12 protein-coding genes are annotated in these 14,957 nt (G+C 71.7%); 7 read left to right on the top strand and 5 right to left on the bottom strand.

Annotated features, from left to right (window positions below):
- Positions 1 to 6: 6 nt before the first annotated feature.
- The 5 genes from ACT54X_RS09605 to ACT54X_RS09585 are packed head-to-tail and all read right to left on the bottom strand — an operon-like array spanning position 7 to position 3,343.
- Positions 7 to 636 carry a pilus assembly PilX family protein gene (locus tag ACT54X_RS09605; protein ID WP_476346229.1) on the bottom strand — a complete coding sequence of 210 codons (630 nt, stop codon included), beginning with the start codon at positions 634 to 636 and terminating at the stop codon, positions 7 to 9.
- Positions 633 to 1,814, bottom strand: a complete 1,182-nt coding sequence (locus ACT54X_RS09600) for a PilW family protein (protein ID WP_476346227.1) — start codon at positions 1,812 to 1,814, stop codon at positions 633 to 635. Before ACT54X_RS09600 ends, ACT54X_RS09605 begins: the two co-directional genes overlap by 4 nt.
- A gap of 20 nt (positions 1,815 to 1,834) precedes the next feature.
- Entirely contained in the window at positions 1,835 to 2,260 is a 426-nt protein-coding gene (locus tag ACT54X_RS09595) for a type IV pilus modification PilV family protein (RefSeq protein WP_294367225.1), read from the bottom strand.
- A gap of 7 nt (positions 2,261 to 2,267) precedes the next feature.
- A complete protein-coding gene (locus ACT54X_RS09590) occupies positions 2,268 to 2,897 on the bottom strand; it encodes a GspH/FimT family pseudopilin (RefSeq protein WP_476346225.1) in 630 nt (209 codons plus the stop codon).
- Entirely contained in the window at positions 2,885 to 3,343 is a 459-nt protein-coding gene (locus ACT54X_RS09585) for a type IV pilin protein (RefSeq protein WP_294367221.1), read from the bottom strand. The genes ACT54X_RS09590 and ACT54X_RS09585 overlap by 13 nt, the downstream gene beginning before the upstream one ends.
- A 383-nt stretch (positions 3,344 to 3,726) precedes the next feature.
- Here ACT54X_RS09585 and ACT54X_RS09580 point away from each other — a divergent pair, with 383 nt between their 5' ends.
- The 7 genes from ACT54X_RS09580 to ACT54X_RS09550 all read left to right on the top strand — a co-directional run bounded on the left by ACT54X_RS09580 (position 3,727) and on the right by ACT54X_RS09550 (position 14,952).
- A complete protein-coding gene (locus ACT54X_RS09580) occupies positions 3,727 to 3,918 on the top strand; it encodes a CsbD family protein (RefSeq protein WP_476346222.1) in 192 nt (63 codons plus the stop codon).
- A gap of 410 nt (positions 3,919 to 4,328) precedes the next feature.
- Positions 4,329 to 5,504, top strand: a complete 1,176-nt coding sequence (wecB, locus tag ACT54X_RS09575) for a non-hydrolyzing UDP-N-acetylglucosamine 2-epimerase (RefSeq protein ID WP_476346220.1) — start codon at positions 4,329 to 4,331, stop codon at positions 5,502 to 5,504.
- A complete protein-coding gene (locus ACT54X_RS09570) occupies positions 5,501 to 7,696 on the top strand; it encodes a cellulose biosynthesis cyclic di-GMP-binding regulatory protein BcsB (RefSeq protein ID WP_476346218.1) in 2,196 nt (731 codons plus the stop codon). The genes wecB and ACT54X_RS09570 overlap by 4 nt, the downstream gene beginning before the upstream one ends.
- A gap of 198 nt (positions 7,697 to 7,894) precedes the next feature.
- The gene (locus ACT54X_RS09565) at positions 7,895 to 9,592 is read left to right on the top strand and encodes a glycosyl transferase family protein (protein ID WP_294367624.1); all 1,698 of its coding nucleotides are present in this window, start codon (positions 7,895 to 7,897) and stop codon (positions 9,590 to 9,592) included.
- Positions 9,589 to 12,792 (top strand): NfrA family protein, encoded by a 3,204-nt coding sequence (locus tag ACT54X_RS09560; protein WP_476346216.1) that lies wholly within the window; start codon positions 9,589 to 9,591, stop codon positions 12,790 to 12,792. The genes ACT54X_RS09565 and ACT54X_RS09560 overlap by 4 nt, the downstream gene beginning before the upstream one ends.
- 61 nt (positions 12,793 to 12,853) lie before the next feature.
- Complete coding sequence (locus ACT54X_RS09555) at positions 12,854 to 13,843, top strand: alginate O-acetyltransferase AlgX-related protein (RefSeq protein ID WP_476346214.1); 990 nt, start codon at positions 12,854 to 12,856, stop codon at positions 13,841 to 13,843.
- Between the two features lie 2 nt (positions 13,844 to 13,845).
- Positions 13,846 to 14,952 (top strand): alginate O-acetyltransferase AlgX-related protein, encoded by a 1,107-nt coding sequence (locus ACT54X_RS09550; protein ID WP_476346212.1) that lies wholly within the window; start codon positions 13,846 to 13,848, stop codon positions 14,950 to 14,952.
- The last annotated feature ends 5 nt before the right edge of the window (positions 14,953 to 14,957 follow it).

The raw sequence follows: 14,957 nt of genomic DNA, 5'->3' as shown, positions 1-14,957 counted from the left end.
CCCGCATCAGCTTTCGGGCTTGGTGAACGAGCTCTGGACGAAGACCTGCGTGTTGCGCGGCCCGGTCACGCGCACGGTGACGCGGTAGATGGGCTGCACCGGCGGCGGCGCCCGGGTGGCGAGCTGGGCGCTGCCGCCCACGGCCTCGCGCGTGATCGGCACGCAGTGGCCGCGGCCCTGGTCGGTGGCGCTCTGGGCGGCGATGTCGCACATGCGGTCCACCACGTAGCGGATGCGCACGCCCCCGGTCAGGTCGCCGATGGCGCCGTCCATGTCGTTGGCCGTGCTGCCCACGGCGCCGAAGGCCGTGTCGGTGAGCAGCGCGTTGGGGATGCCCATGTCGTTGACGTCCAGCGGCGTCGGGCTGTAGTTGAGCGCCTTGTTGGCGGCGGCCGTGCCGCCCACCGGATAGGTCTGGTCCATGGCGCGCTTGATGGCCGACTCGGCCTGGTTGATCAGGTCGCGGCGCAGCGCCAGGCTGCCGGTGTTGGACAGCGAGGCATTCATCGAGCGCGTGACGGCGACGCCGCCGGCCAGCAGCACCACCAGCACGATCAGGCAGAAGACGAGCACGACGCCGCGCTGGCGCCGCAGGCCGGCCGCGCGGCGCGGACGTGACACGGGACGAAGGCTCATGAGGCGGGCTGCTTCATCAACAGATTGCGCAGGGGAACGACGGTGTCGATGACGCGGTAGCGGTAGTGCCGGTCGTCGTCGGAAAGGTTGATCGTGTACTTGAGCGCCGTCTGGTCGCTGAACAGCACGTACGTGGCCGGCGACACCATCGTCTTCTCGTACACGGGGCTGCGCACCAGCATGGCCACGCGCACGCCGACGATGCGGCGCTGGGTGTCCGGCGTCTTCATCAGGGTCTTGATGGTGTAGTCGCCGGTGGGCGCCACATAGCCGCCGTCCCACACGCCGTCCGGCGTCGAGCTGCTGTCCACGGCATAGAGCGCCCGCAGCGCATAGACGCCCTCGGCCAGCGGCTCGGCGGCACTGCTGCCGGTCGAGCGCAGCAGGTCGTAGCGGTACAGGATGCCGCCGGTGCCCACGCCGAACATCTGCATCTGCAGGTTGTCGGCATCCTGGTTGCCGAGGGCGGTCATGTAGGCGTCGGCGCTGCCGGCGATGCCGGCCAGCGAACTGCTGGTGGTGTTGGCGCGGAAGTACAGGCCGGCCAGCGGCAGCGTGTCGGTGCCGCCCGCGGGCGGCGTGAAGGTGCCATCGACCTGCGTGACCACGCAGTCGCCCGCGCTCTTGGCGCTGATGAGCAGCACGTCGTTGGCCTGCAGGCCGAGGGTGTTGTCCAGCAGGATCTTCTGGGTGCCGGCATTGCCGCGCACCAGGCGCGGCAGGTCGCCGAGCGCGGCGCTGCCGCCCATGGTGACGAGGATGTCGGAGCCGGTCTGGCTCTGCCCCTGGCCGATCAGCACCGGCGCCAGGCGCAGGTCGGCGCTGTCCGTCGCGCCGCCCAGCAGGCCTGCGAAGGGGGCCGGGAAGGCGGCGCTCACCGGCAGCACGTTGGTGCCGTTGCGCGCCGCATGGAGCTTGCAGCCCATCACGCCCCAGTCGAAGCCCTGGGCGAAGCCCGCGCCGGCGGAACGCAGCGCCCGGTCCAGCGTGGCGACCGTGAAGCCGCCGGTCTGGGTCATGTCGTTGGTGCCGGTGGTGGTGCGGCGGTTGGCCTCGCCCACCACCAGCATGCTCATCACGGCCAGCACCACGATCAGGCCCAGGGCCATGGCGACCAGCAGTTCGATCAGCGAAACGCCGCGCGCGGACCGCCGACCCGCGGCAGCGCGAAGGAGCATCGTGCGTGCGGCCATCCGGTTCACAGCGAAGGCACGGTGACCCGCGTGCGGAAGCTGCTGGCGGCGTCGGTGCTGCTGCGCGAGGGCGGCTTCCAGGTGATGGTGATGTCCACCGCGTTGGTGCTGCCGACGCGGTCGAAGCCGCCGGTGCCGCTGGGCAGCAGGCTGGCGGACGAGGCCACCTTGTTCTTCCAGCTCGTGATGGCGTCGTTGTCCAGCGCGACCGTCTTCTTCATCCAGACCTGGGCGGCGATCTCGTCGGCCAGCAGGGCCGCGCGGCTGCGGTAGTCGGCCTCCAGCGACAGCGAGGTCGCCTGGGCCTGCAGGCCGATCAACCCCAGCAGGGCGATGGAGAACAGCAGGATGGAGACCAGCACCTCGATCAGCGCGACACCCGCCTGGCGGGGGCCGCGCGACGGGGCGGCGCGATCGGTGTGGAGGGGCATGCGGCGCTCAGCTCGGACAGCCGTCGGGGCTGCTGGTGATGTTGCGGGCCGGGTCGCACATGCGCACCTGGCCGCTCAGGCCCACGGTCACGCGCAGGGGCCGGTCGGCACCCGTGAGCGTGACGTTGTAGGCCTGCTGCGGCGGTGTGCCGGTGGGCACCTGGCAGGCGGCCGTCAGGCCCGAACTCGCACCGGTGGACACGACGCGCCCCAGGCTGCTGAAGCACAGGGCCGCGGGCCCCGTCACCGCCACGCCATCGGCCGCGCCGCTGAAGTTGCCCGAGACGACCAGTTGCGCCGTTTCGGCCGAGCCGTCCAGCGGCAGCTGGTAGACGGCCCAGAACCTGCCGCCGCTGCGCACGGCCACCGACGCGGGGGCCGTGGCCGGCGGACCGTCGGTGAACACCAGCACCATGGGACGGCTGCGGCTCATCGCCTCGGCCTGGGCGGTGCGCAGGCTGTCCTGGATGTTGTTGGCCGCGGTACGGATGCGGCTGTTGCGGACCCAGTCGGCCAGCGAGGGCACGCCCACCGCCAGCAGGATCGCCAGCAGCGAGACGGTGATCATCAGCTCGACGAGGGTGAAGCCGGCCCCGCGGCCCCGCCCCCCGCGCGCGCCGCGCCTCAGGAGGGACACGTCTGGCCTCGCTTGAGGATCCACGCATTGGCGCAGTCGGCGCCCCAGCCGGAGGGCAGGTTGGAAGTCGAGCGTTTGCCGGTCTGGTCGAGCTTGAAGGTCAGCCCGCCCAGCGCGCTGGAGACCGCCTGGATCGAATAGGCATTGGCCGTCGTGCTGTCGCAGGAGATGAGGAACTTGCCGACCGTGCGCGAGGCGTCCGTGCCGGTGCGGCAGGGCGACTGCACGCTGCTGCTCACGTCGGAGTACTGCCGGTTGTCCTGGAAGTACCGCTCCATGTTGGCCTGCATCGTCGCCAGGCCGTTGGTGCCGTCCACCATCTGGCCGCGCAGCACGTAGTCGCGGTAACTGGGCAGGGCGATGGCCGTGAGGATCGCCACGATGGCGACCACGATCATGACCTCGATGAGCGTAAAGCCCCGAGCGTGCCGCGTGCTGAACCTCATCGGGGCCTTTGCGGAAGATGGAGAGGGAAAAAAGGAGACTCTTGGCCGAATGCTAATGAATTGTTAACTGCGGTAACGAGAACGTCAATCGAACGGCTGCTTGCCGCGCGGGCCATCGACGTGCTAGTGGCTAGGCCGCAACGTGCGCCTTATGGTGGATGGACGTACCCGCGCCAGCCAGGCAGGAAGTCGCTTCGTGGGGAGGCATGCAAAAGCGACGGCCCACGCCATCCGGCGCCTACAGGCGGCAGGCTTTCCGCACTACGCCGGCATGGGGTGGTCCGCCCTGTTCTGCACGCCTCGTCTGCCTAGCATGGATGCATTCGCCGCATCGCGAATGCCTGGGGCAATCCCGCCGCAGGCGCTTCGACCAGGAGGTATTCATGAACAAGGATTCCGTGCAGGGCAACCTGAAGCAGGCCAAGGGTTCGGTCAAGGAGACCGTGGGCAAGGCCTTCGGCAGCGAAAAGATGCAGGCCGAAGGCATGGCCGACAAGGCCGCCGGCAAGGCCCAGGAAGCCTACGGCGACACCAAGGAAGCGGCCAAGGACGCCTCCGACAAGCTGCGCCACTGAGCGTCCACCGCCGCGGAGCCGGCCCCTGTTTTCCGCCCGCCCGTTGGGGCGCGGCCGAAGATGCAGGGCGCCGGGGCCCTCGCGGTCGGCGGCGATCGCCGCCGCCCCCTTTTCAAGGTCCCCCTGCCTTCACCGGCAGGGGGACCTTTTGCATTGGACCGGGTCATCGGCCACATGGCCTGGGCGCACGGAGTCAGGCTCCGCTGGGAAAGCCCAGCGACGCTCGCCGTTAGTTAACAATAGTTCACATTTCAGTCCCTTTTCAGCGTGCAGTTCGGCGTCCTGTCCGGCACGCTCGATACCATAGTTAACTAAAGTTAACAGTCCGTACCGTTGAAGCCAAGAGTCCCGGGGACGCGGCGGAGTCCGCCGTCCGGGCGCTCTGGCCGCGGCACGTTTTCCGCCTTCCGATGCACGTCCTCTCGATTTTTGGAACCCGCCCCGAAGCCATCAAGATGGCGCCCCTGGTGTCCGCGCTGGCCGCGGAGCCCCAGCTGCGCAGCACCCTGTGCATCACCGGCCAGCACCGCGAGATGCTGGCGCAGGCCATGGGGCTGTTCGGCCTGAAGGCCGATCACGACCTGGACGTGATGCAGCCGGACCAGACGCTCAACCAACTCAGCGCCCGCCTCACGACGCGCATGGACGAGGTGCTGCACGAACTGCGCCCCGACTGCGTGCTGGTGCATGGCGACACCACCACCGCCGCCGCCTGCGCCCTGGCCGCCTTCCACCTGCGCATCCCGGTGGGCCATGTGGAGGCAGGCCTGCGCAGCGGCGACATGAAGGCGCCCTTCCCCGAGGAGATGAACCGCCGCGTCGTCGATGTGATGAGCGAGTGGATGTTCGCCCCCACGCCCGCCGCGCGCGATGCGCTGCGACGCGAGAACCTGGGCGGCCGCGCCTGGGTGACGGGCAACACCGTCATCGACGCGCTGGCCGCCGCGCTGGCCCGGCTGGACGCCGATCCCGCGCTGTCGGCCACCGTCTCCGGCCGCTACGGCTGGCTCGCGCCCGGCCGCCGGCTGGTGCTGGTCACCGGCCACCGGCGCGAGAACTTCGGCGACGGCTTCCGGCAGATCTGCGCCGCCCTGCGCGAGCTGGCCCTGCGCGACGACGTCGAGGTGGTCTATCCGGTGCACATGAATCCCAACGTGCGCGGCGTCGTGATGCAGCTGCTGCACGGCCTGCCCAATGTCCACCTGATCGAGCCGGTGGGCTACTTGGACTTCATCTGGCTGATGCGCCGCGCGCACCTGATCCTCACCGACTCCGGCGGCGTGCAGGAAGAGGCGCCCCACCTCGGCAAACCCGTGCTGGTGATGCGCGACGTGACCGAACGCCCCGAGGCCGTGGCCGCCGGCACCGCCCACCTGGTGGGCACGGCGCCCGAGCGCATCCTGCGCGCCGCCCGGCGCCTGCTGGACGACCCGCACGCCCATGCCGAGATCGCCCGCCGCGGCAACCCCTACGGCGACGGCCATGCCTGCCGCCGCATCGTCGATGCGCTGTGCGGCCGCCCCGTGGCCGAGTTCGCGCCCCCGCCCCTCCAACCCGCTTCCGTTCCGAGCCTGGACTTCGCATGAGACTGCCCCACCGCCTGCTTCATCCTCTTCCACTGGTCCTCGGGATCGGCCTGCTGGCCCCCGTCGCCGCCCTGGCCAGTCCTGCGGGCGACGCCCTGCAGCGACTGCAGGGCGAGACCTGGGTCACGCGCAGCTTCACGCTGGCCGACCTGGGGATCACCCGCACCGTGCTGCTCACCGGCTTCGACGCCAAGCAGGAGTTCTACCTGCCGGTGCCGCGCAACGTGGCCATTGCCGATGCGGGCATCGACTTCCGCGGCCGCTACTACAAGCCCGAGGAGGCCCGCACCTCGATGACGCTGGCCGTCAACGGCCGGCCCAGCTATGCCACCCGGGTGGACACGGCCGAGGGCGACGCCAGCCAGGTGCTGAAGGTGGACACCCGCACCATCGTCGACGGCTTCCTGCGCCTGGGCGTCAGCTGGATCAACAACTCGCCCGAGCGCATCTGCGCCTATGAGCGTCCCTCGGGCAACGTGCTGGCCGTCGAGCCCGACACCCGCTTCACCTACCGCTTCACCAGCGGCGCCCTGACCAACCTGGCCGACGCCTGGGTGGCGCTGCCCGCCAGGCCGACGATGATCGTGGCCGGCAAGCGCCTGTCCAAGGGCGCCTACGACAGCGCCTGGCGCATCGGCCTGGCCATGGAACAGGCCGGCCGCCAGATCAACGTGCGCAGCTTCCCCGCGGTGGGCGACAGCGTCGACACCCAGGGCTGGCAGATCCCGCCCGCGCTGGCCGGCCTGCCCGCCTTCTCGGCCCTGGCCGCCGGCGACGCCCGCCACCAGATCCGCGATGCCGCCGAGGTGGGCGCGCTGATGGTGCTGGGCTCCGGTGCCGCCACGGGCGACCTGCTCGTCATGGACGCCACCCTGCGCCAGCAGATGAATGCTGCGCTCGACGCGCTGGCCACGCAACTCAATGCCGATGCCGACGCCGCCCGCGCGCTGTCGGACTGGCGCGGCCGGCAGACCGCCCTGGCCGCCGACGGCATGCCCTCGCACATGGTGCGGCTGGCCACGCTGGGTGCGCGGCCCGTGATCGTGCTGGCCGAAGATGCCGGCGCGCAGGCCGCCGGTGCCTTCGCCGACGCCTGGCGCAACGTGCTCATCGGCCGCAATGCCGTGATCGACAAGGCCGACCAGGCCGAAGCCGGCAGCCGCACGGTCATCCATCCGACGCAATGGGGCGGCACCAACCCCAACTTCGACGTGCTCGCCAAGGGCGACTGGACCGTCACCATGCCGCTGGCCGCGCTGTCGGCCGACGGCCGCCTGCCCACCGACATCGGCGTCGACCTGGCCGTCTCGCCCAGCGCGGGCCGCTCGCGCCCGGTGGCCACGGTGTACTGGAACGACACCCTGCTCGGCGCCCGCCAGCTCAACGCCGACGGCCATCCCGAGCGCATCGACGCCCGCGTGCCCAGCTACGTGCTGGGCCTGAACAACGTGCTGCGCGTGGCCATCCAGCGCCAGCCCTACTACGACGGCTGCAACGAGGCGCCCCAGGCCTACCCCGTGCAGGTGCTGCGCACCACCGCCCTGCGCACGGGCGACGCCGCGCCCGACGGCACCTTCGTCGGCCTGCTGCCGCTGATGGCCTACCACCCGCAGGTGGCCGTGCCCGAGTCCTACCTGGCCGACGCCATCGCCACGCTGCCGCGCCTGGTGCGCATCGCCGCCGCATCGGGCGTGAGCCCCGTGCGGGCCGAGCTGGTGGTGCAGGGCCAGGGTGCCTTCAGCCCCGCCCGCCCCTTCCTGGCGCTGCAGGTGCCGGTCGACGGTGCCAATGCCCGCGTGTCCGTCAAGGACGGCCACCTGCGCATCAACGGCAAGCAGTCGCCCTGGCTGGACGTCGGCGGCCTGAGCCAGGCCAGTGCCATCGAGGTGGCCAGCAGCCACGGCCAGTACGGCCTCGTCTACCAGGTGCTGGGCGCGCAGCCGGCGCTGGGCAAGCCCTTCGTGCTCAACCGTGGCGACCTGGCCGTGCTGGGCGATGAGGGCCCGGTGGCCTGGTCCGATGGCAGCGCCGCGGCCAACAGCGACGCCGCGCCCGAAGGCTCCGGCTTCCTGGCCGAATGGCGCCGCCACCTGTCGTGGGGCGTGCCGGTGATCGCCTTCGCGCTGCTGGCACTGCTGCTGCTCTTCGTGATCGCCCATCGCCTGAAGCGTCGCCATGACCGGAACAAGTGACCCCCAGGCTGCGCGCTGCGCGCTACGCCCCCCCCCTGAAGGGGGCGCACCCGGCGGCCTGGCAAAGCCAGTTCCGCGGGTGCACGCGCGTGGCCTGCTCCGCGGCCTCTTGTTTCGCGCAAGTGCCCGGTCCTGCCGATGCCGGCAGAGGATGGCGCCGCCATCGGCCGGCATGCGGCGCTGAGGCTCTTTTCCCGCATGGACTCGCTCTACTGGCCGTACCTGGCGGCCGACTACTACCACCTGCTGGAGGTGCTGACGGCGACCGTGGCGGTGCTGGTGCTGATCTCGGGGCTGGACGACCTGTTCATCGACCTCTGGTACTGGGTGCGCGAGGCCTGGCGCGCGCTCACCGTGCGGCGGCGCTATGCGCCGCTGTCGGTGGCGCAGCTGCGCGAACGCGCAGAGCAGCCCATGGCCATCATGATCCCGGCGTGGCACGAGTACGACGTGATCGCGCCCATGCTGGCCAACATGGTCTCCACGCTGGAGTACCGCGACTACGCGATCTTCGTCGGCACCTACCGCAACGACGCGCGCACCATCGAGGAGGTGGAGCGCATGCGCCGGCGCTACCGCCACCTGGTGCGCGTGGAGGTGCCGCACGACGGCCCCACCTGCAAGGCCGACTGCCTCAACTGGGTCGTGCAGGCCGTGTTCAAGTACGAGAAGTCCACCGGCCAGCGCTTCGCGGGCGTGGTGCTGCACGACAGCGAGGACGTGCTCCACCCGCTGGAGCTCAAGTACTACAACTACCTGCTGCCGCGGATGGACTTCATCCAGCTGCCGGTGACCTCGCTGGAGCGCCACTGGTTCGAACTGGTGGCCGGCACCTACATGGACGAGTTCGCCGAATGGCACAGCAAGGACCTGGTGGTGCGCGAGAGCCTGGCGGGCACCGTGCCGTCGGCCGGCGTGGGCACCTGCTTCTCGCTGCGCGCCCTGCACACCCTGGCCGAGGCCACGCAGAACCAGCCCTTCAACGTGGACAGCCTGACCGAGGACTACGACATCGGCAACCGCCTGGGCCAGCTCGGCATGAAGCAGATCTTCGGCCGCTTCGAGGTGGACTACGTGACGCGGCGCAGCTCGTGGTTCGGCCTGGGGCGCGAGAAGGTGCATGCCCTGCGCATGCCGCTGGGCGTGCGGGAGTTCTTTCCCGACACCTTCCGCACCGCCTACCGGCAGAAGGCCCGCTGGACGCTGGGCATCGGCTTCCAGGGCTGGGAGCAGGTGGGCTGGCGCGGCTCGCTCGCGGCCAAGTACCTGCTCTACCGTGACCGCAAGGGCCTGGTGACCTCCTTCGTCGCCATGCTGGGCTACCTGCTGGTGCTGAACTTCATGCTGTTCTTCCTGGCCTACCAGTTCGGCTGGTTCACCGTGCACTACCCGCCGCTGCTGCATCCGGGCAGCTGGGTGGTGACGGTGATGGCCATCAACGGCGTGCTGCTGGTCTGGCGCGTGCTGCAGCGCGCCTGGTTCGTGACCCGCATGTACGGCTGGGAGCACGGCCTGCTTTCGGTGCCGCGAATGGTGGTGGGCAACTTCATCAATGCCGCCGCCGCGGCCCGGGCCTGGCGCCTGTTCCTGTCGCACAAGCTCTTCGGCACGCGGCTGGTGTGGGACAAGACCATGCACGACTTCCCCTCCGACGACCACCTGGTGCAGACGCGCCAGCGCCTGGGCGAGCTGCTGCTGTCATGGCGGGCCATCGACCCCGAGCACCTGGAGGCCGCGCTGCGCCAGCAGGCGCAGTCGCGCCGGCCGCTGGGCGCCATCCTGGTGGACAACGGCTGGCTGGACGACGCCACCCTCGACGAGGCCATCGCCTTCCAGGAGAACGACTCGCAGTTCGTCGGCCTCGAAACCCACACCCAACAACAGGCTCCCGCATGAAACCGCTGCACCGCAAAGCCACGCTGGCGATGGCCCTGGCCGCGGCCTGGCCGGTGATGCCGGCCCTGGCCTCGGTCGCGCCCCTCGCCGCCGAGGCACCCGCCGGGCAGGACACCGGCGTCCAGCTGCGTGTCGCCTACCGTTTGGCGCTGCCCGAGACGGCCACGGCCGGCGGACAGCCGGCGCCCACGCCCGTGCCCGAGACACCGCAGGACGCCCTGCAGATGGCCGAACTGCCCGGCTGGCGCCGGCGCCTGTCGGGCGACAGCCTGGCCATGGTGCGCATGGCCCGCATCGAGCCGCGGGGCCTGCCCTCTTCCGCCGACGCCGACCCGCTCATGCAGATCGGCGGTGCGCCGCCGCCGGCGCCGCCGCAGGGCCCCTTCCCGCCCGGCGGGCCGGACGTGGTGCTGGGCGCCGGCGCCCGCCGCCTGCCGACGATCCCCACTCGGCTGGACCTGGCGCAGTTGCAGGAGCCGCCCTCGCCCGACGCGCCCGCGCAGTTCGTGCGGCCCGGCGAGCGCCGCGCGGCCCCCGCCGCGCGTGCGCCCGGGCCCCGCGCCGGCCGCGCGAGCCGCGGCGGCAACCGCCTGCGCGGCACCGCCTGGCGCCTGGCCGCGCAGGGCTACCGCGCCTACAACCAGGGCCGTTATGCACTGGCTCTGGAGCGCGCCGACGCCGCCCTGAAGCTGCGGCCGGACGTGCCGCGCCTGCAGCTGCTGCGCGTCTACACGTTGCAGAAGCTCGGCCGCCTGGACGAGGCCGAACGCAGCGCCGCGCAGGCCATCGCGCAGGGCCACGGCAGCCCCGAGCTGCAGGCCGCGCTGGTCAACCTGCGTCCGGCGCCCGCCGGCACCGGCGCCGCCCCCACCACCGAGGCCTATCGCCGCGGCTTTCCCATCGCCACCGAGGCCTACACCCTCTACAACGACGGCAAGTACGCCGAGGCCGCAAAGCTGGCCGAGCAGGCGGTGCGCATCGATCCCAGCCAAGGGCCCTGGACCCTGCTGTGGCTCAACGCGCTGGAGAACCAGCAGCGCTACGACGACGTGGTGCAGTACGGCAACGTGGCCATGGCCCTGGGCGCGCCCAACAAGGACGCGATCATGGCCCGCATGCGACTGGCGCGGCAGCAGATCGCCAACCTGCACGCCCAGGCCGCCTACGCCGCCCTCAACAAGGGCCGCAACCGCGAGGCGCTGGCCGAGGCCCGCGATGCGGTGCGCATCGCGCCCGACGTGGCCAGCCACCGCATGCTGCTCATCGGTGTGCTGCAGGCCATGCGCGACGACGCCGCAGCCGAGAAGGCCGCCACCGAAGCCCTGTCGGCCGACGACGAGAACACCGGCGTGCAGCTGCTGCGCGCCTACCTGCGCCAGTCGCTGGGCGAGACCGCCGCCGCGCAGCAGGACATCGACGAGGTGCTGGCGCTGGACTGGATCACCGACGACCAGCGCCGCAATGCCCGGCTGATCGGCGCCGACCTGGCGCTGGCCGCCGACCAGCCCGATCGCGCCAAGGCGCTGCTGGCCCCGCTGCCGGCGGACGATGCCCAGGCGCAGGCAAGGCTCAAGCGTGCAAGCCGCTTCGCCGGCTGGGGCACCGACGCCGACAACAGCCTGGAGACCCATGCGCCGCTGCAGCTGTGCCGCGACACGCCCTACGGCACCGTCTGCGAACTGGCGCCCTGGGACGACCCGGGCACCGACAGCCCCGCCAGCCGTGCCTATGCGGCCTATGGCCGGCAGGAATACCCCAAGGCCATCGCCCTGGCCCGCCGCGCCGTGGCCGAGCAGCCCGACAGCGAGGCCAACCAGAACCTGCTGACCACCACGCTGGCCTCCGGCAATGCGCAGGAGCAGCAGGAGGCCATGGACCGCCTGAACACCGCCCTGGCGGCCAAGCCCACCGACGCCGGCCTGCTGCGCCAGCGCGCCTACCTCTATGGCGCGCGCAAGCAGTACGACCTGTCGCTGCAGGACTTCGTGGCGGCGCGCAGCACCGGCGAGGCGCCCGAGACCAACGTGCTGGACGAGGCCTATGCCACCGCCGCCGTCGGCAACCGCCCCGCCGCCGCCGCCATGCTGCGGCAGGCCATCGACGATGCCGACGCGGGCAAGCTCACGCTCGACAGGCAGCAGCGCTTCGACACCCGCAGCGCCGTCGCCAACTTCTCGCGCGAATGGGGCGTCAACGCCTCGGTGGGCTACCGCGGCGCGCGCTCGCCCTCGAACGCGCTGGCCGGCCAGCCGATCTCGGTGCCGGGCAATTCCACCTTCAGCACCGTGGAGGCCTACTGGCGCCCGCCGGAGTTCCTCAACAGCAGCAACCGCACCTTCGAGGTCTACGGCCGGCTGTCCAACACGCTGCACAGCGGCAACACGGTGACCGGCGCGCAGGTGGTGGACAACCCCTGCGGCGGCACGACCACCGTGAGCCAGGGCACCTTCAACAGCGCCTCGGGCTGGCCGTCGACCACGGGCGCCATCGGCGCGCGCTTCACGCCCGATGCGGGCACCAACCTCACCTTCGGCATCGAGCGTCAGTTCCTGCTGGGCACGGCCACGCGCTCGGGCGCCATCAACGCCGGGCCGGCCTCGGTGCGCTGCGCGCTCAACAGCCAGGCCGCCACCATCGACTACCAGGGCGGCAAGGCCTCGGGTGGCTGGCAGGCCTACATGCTCTACGGCTTCTACGAGGGCACCGCGCTGCGGCTGGACAAGCCCAGCTGGTACACGATGGAAGGCTACGTGCAGGCCGGCTACACGCTGCTGGACCATGGCGTGGACTACACCGAGCGCGATGCCTCGGGCAACACGCTCGCCACCGGCAACGGGCGCCTGCGCCGCGGCCAGGGCTTCGCGGCCGGTGAAGTGCGCGTGGGCCGCAGCTTCCTGACCTCGTACAGCGACCGGCTGGTGGTGTTCCCGCACGTCACGCTGGCGGCCGACTGGTACTCGACGCAGGCGCGCGTCAGCGGCGTGCCGCTGGCCGGCACCAGCAGCTTCGCGCTGGCGGGCAACGGCAGCAGCTGGTCCGCCGGCGCCGGCATCGGCGTCAACCTGCGCTACTGGCTCAACGAGGACCGCTACAACGCCCAGCGCTCGCATGCCGACCTGAGCCTGCAGTACCGCGCCCGCCTGGGCGGCGATGCCGACCGGGCCAAGGGCCTGTTCATGACGCTGTCCTATTCCTACTGATTCCTGCCGACGCGCGGCCCAGCCGCGCGCACCGAGACGACACGACGAGGGGTTTGCATCCATGACCGACGACCGCACCGCCAGCGGCCTGCGACGCCGCCACCTGCTGGGCCTGCCCATGGGCCTGGCCCTGGCCGGCCTGGCACGGGCCCAGCCCGCCGACAACCTGGCCTTCGTGGGCCAGGACAACTACATCTTCGCGGCCTGGGACAGCCTGTCCACGCCCGACTGGAAGGGCATCGACGCCACCGTGGCGCGCGTGGCGCAGGTGAGCCAGTTGCTGGCGGCCAAGGGCGTGGCCCTGGTGGTGCCGGTGCTGCCCGACAAGATGCGCATCTACGAGGAGAAGCTGCCCGCGGACAAGCCCATGTCGCCCGAGATGCGCCAGCGCTACGCCGGCATCCTCTCGCGCCTGCAGACGGCGGGCGTGGCCACCTTCGACGACGACAAGCTGCTGATGGCCCTCAAGGCCGCCGGCCAGCCGGTCTACTACCGCACCGACCAGCATTGGGCGCAGCCCGCGGCCGACGCCACGGCCCAGGCCACGGCCGACCTGATCCGCCAGAAGGTGCCCAACCTGGCCGGCCAGCCCGGCACCGGCATGGCGCTGGGGCCGCTGATCAACGAACGCCGCTACGGCGACCTGGCGGACCGCTTCCTCTCGCCCGAGCAGCGCCGCGCCGTGGGCCGCGAGATCTACTCGGTGCGCCGCGCCGGCGATGGCGAAAGCCTGCTGGCCGACGCGCCCTCGCCGGTGCACGTCACCGGCAACAGCATGGTGCAGCCCTACTTCGGCTTTCCGCAGAAGCTGTCGAACGTGCTGGACCGGCCGGTGTCGGTCAACTGGAAGCCGGGCGACGTGGGCTTCTGGCGGGTGCTGCTCGAGTACGTGGAATCGAATGCCTTCCGCCAGCAGAAGCCGCAGGCGCTGGTGTGGCAGCTGTTCGAGCCCAACTTCCACCTGGGACCGGACGCGCGCGGGCTGTGGGACAGCGCGTCGGTGGTGTCGGCCGAGGAGTGGCAGCGCCGCATCCAGGCCGCGCTCGCGTGAGCATGGCCGCACCGCCTGCGCCCCCGCCCTCCGCCTCCGCCCCCCCCGACCGCCGGCACGTCCCCTTCGCCATCGTCATCGGCCTGCTGCTGGTCGCCGGCCTCGCCTGGGGCGCGTGGCGGCTGGGAACGACGGATCGCACCGCCTGGCAGCAGACCGGCGCCGAGGCCGCCATGAACCGCACGCTGGGCGCCCTGCCCGGCCAGTCCGACTGGACGCGCTGGGGTGCCGGCCTGCGCTGGCGCCTGCTTGGCGACCTGGGTCCGCAGGTGGCCCCGGGCTGCCCGGGCTGGCTCTTCTACCGCGACGGGCTGCGGCCACCGGCCGGCGAGGCCGTCGCGGCCGCGGCCTATGCGCGCCGCCTGGCCCTGATGCGGCACTGGGCGCAGGTGCTGCGCGCGCGCGGCGTGCAACTGGTGGTGGCCACGGTGCCGGACAAGTCGCGCATCGAGGCCGCGCACCTGTGCGGCCTGCCGGTGTCGGCCGTCATGCAGGCTCGGCTGGACGACTGGCAGCAGCGCCTGGCCGAGGCCGGCGTGCCTCAGGTGGACCTGCGCCCTGCGCTGGCGGCCCTGCCCCAGGCCTACTACCGCACCGACGTGCACATGGCCCCGGCGGGCGCCGAGGCGGCGGCCGACGCCATCGCCCGGGCCGCCTTGCCGATGCTGGGCGGCCCGGGCGAGCAGCGCTTCGACGACCAGCGCGGGGCGATGCCCGAGCCGCGCATGGGCGACCTGATCGTGCTGGCCGGCCTGGATCGAATGCCCGAAGGTTGGCGCCCGACGCTGGAGCAATTCACGCCCGAGCGCATCGTGCCCGTGGCCACTGGCGGTCTGCTGGATGCGGGACCGTCGGCCGAGGTGCTGCTGGTGGGCGACTCCAACGGCCTTCGCAGCGAATTCCCCGGCCGCCTGGGCCGCCAGCTCGGCCGCGAGGTCTGGACCATCAGCCACGACGGCGGCTACTTCTCCGGCGCCATGCTGGCCGCCCTGGCCCAGCAGGACCGTTGGCCCGCCAGCCTCAAGCTCGTGGTGTGGACCTTCTCCGAGCTCTCGCTCTCGCTGCCCCTGAGCGCCGACGAGGCGCGTGCCGCCGCCGCCCTGCCCTGACGCGC

Source organism: Pseudacidovorax sp. DMC4, assembly GCF_056314265.1.
The sequence above is the reverse complement of the archived record's forward strand: the minus strand, read 5'-3'. Positions and strand labels throughout refer to the sequence as shown.

Coding starts and splice junctions, on each gene's coding strand:
- ACT54X_RS09570 (WP_476346218.1), top strand. CDS start 5,501: ATGAGACTGCCCCACCGCCTGCTTCATCCTCTTCCACTGGTCCTCGGG.
- ACT54X_RS09560 (WP_476346216.1), top strand. CDS start 9,589: ATGAAACCGCTGCACCGCAAAGCCACGCTGGCGATGGCCCTGGCCGCG.
- ACT54X_RS09555 (WP_476346214.1), top strand. CDS start 12,854: ATGACCGACGACCGCACCGCCAGCGGCCTGCGACGCCGCCACCTGCTG.
- ACT54X_RS09550 (WP_476346212.1), top strand. CDS start 13,846: ATGGCCGCACCGCCTGCGCCCCCGCCCTCCGCCTCCGCCCCCCCCGAC.
- ACT54X_RS09595 (WP_294367225.1), bottom strand. CDS start 2,260: ATGCCCCTCCACACCGATCGCGCCGCCCCGTCGCGCGGCCCCCGCCAG.
- ACT54X_RS09565 (WP_294367624.1), top strand. CDS start 7,895: ATGGACTCGCTCTACTGGCCGTACCTGGCGGCCGACTACTACCACCTG.
- wecB (WP_476346220.1), top strand. CDS start 4,329: ATGCACGTCCTCTCGATTTTTGGAACCCGCCCCGAAGCCATCAAGATG.
- ACT54X_RS09600 (WP_476346227.1), bottom strand. CDS start 1,814: ATGCTCCTTCGCGCTGCCGCGGGTCGGCGGTCCGCGCGCGGCGTTTCG.
- ACT54X_RS09580 (WP_476346222.1), top strand. CDS start 3,727: ATGAACAAGGATTCCGTGCAGGGCAACCTGAAGCAGGCCAAGGGTTCG.
- ACT54X_RS09585 (WP_294367221.1), bottom strand. CDS start 3,343: ATGAGGTTCAGCACGCGGCACGCTCGGGGCTTTACGCTCATCGAGGTC.
- ACT54X_RS09605 (WP_476346229.1), bottom strand. CDS start 636: ATGAGCCTTCGTCCCGTGTCACGTCCGCGCCGCGCGGCCGGCCTGCGG.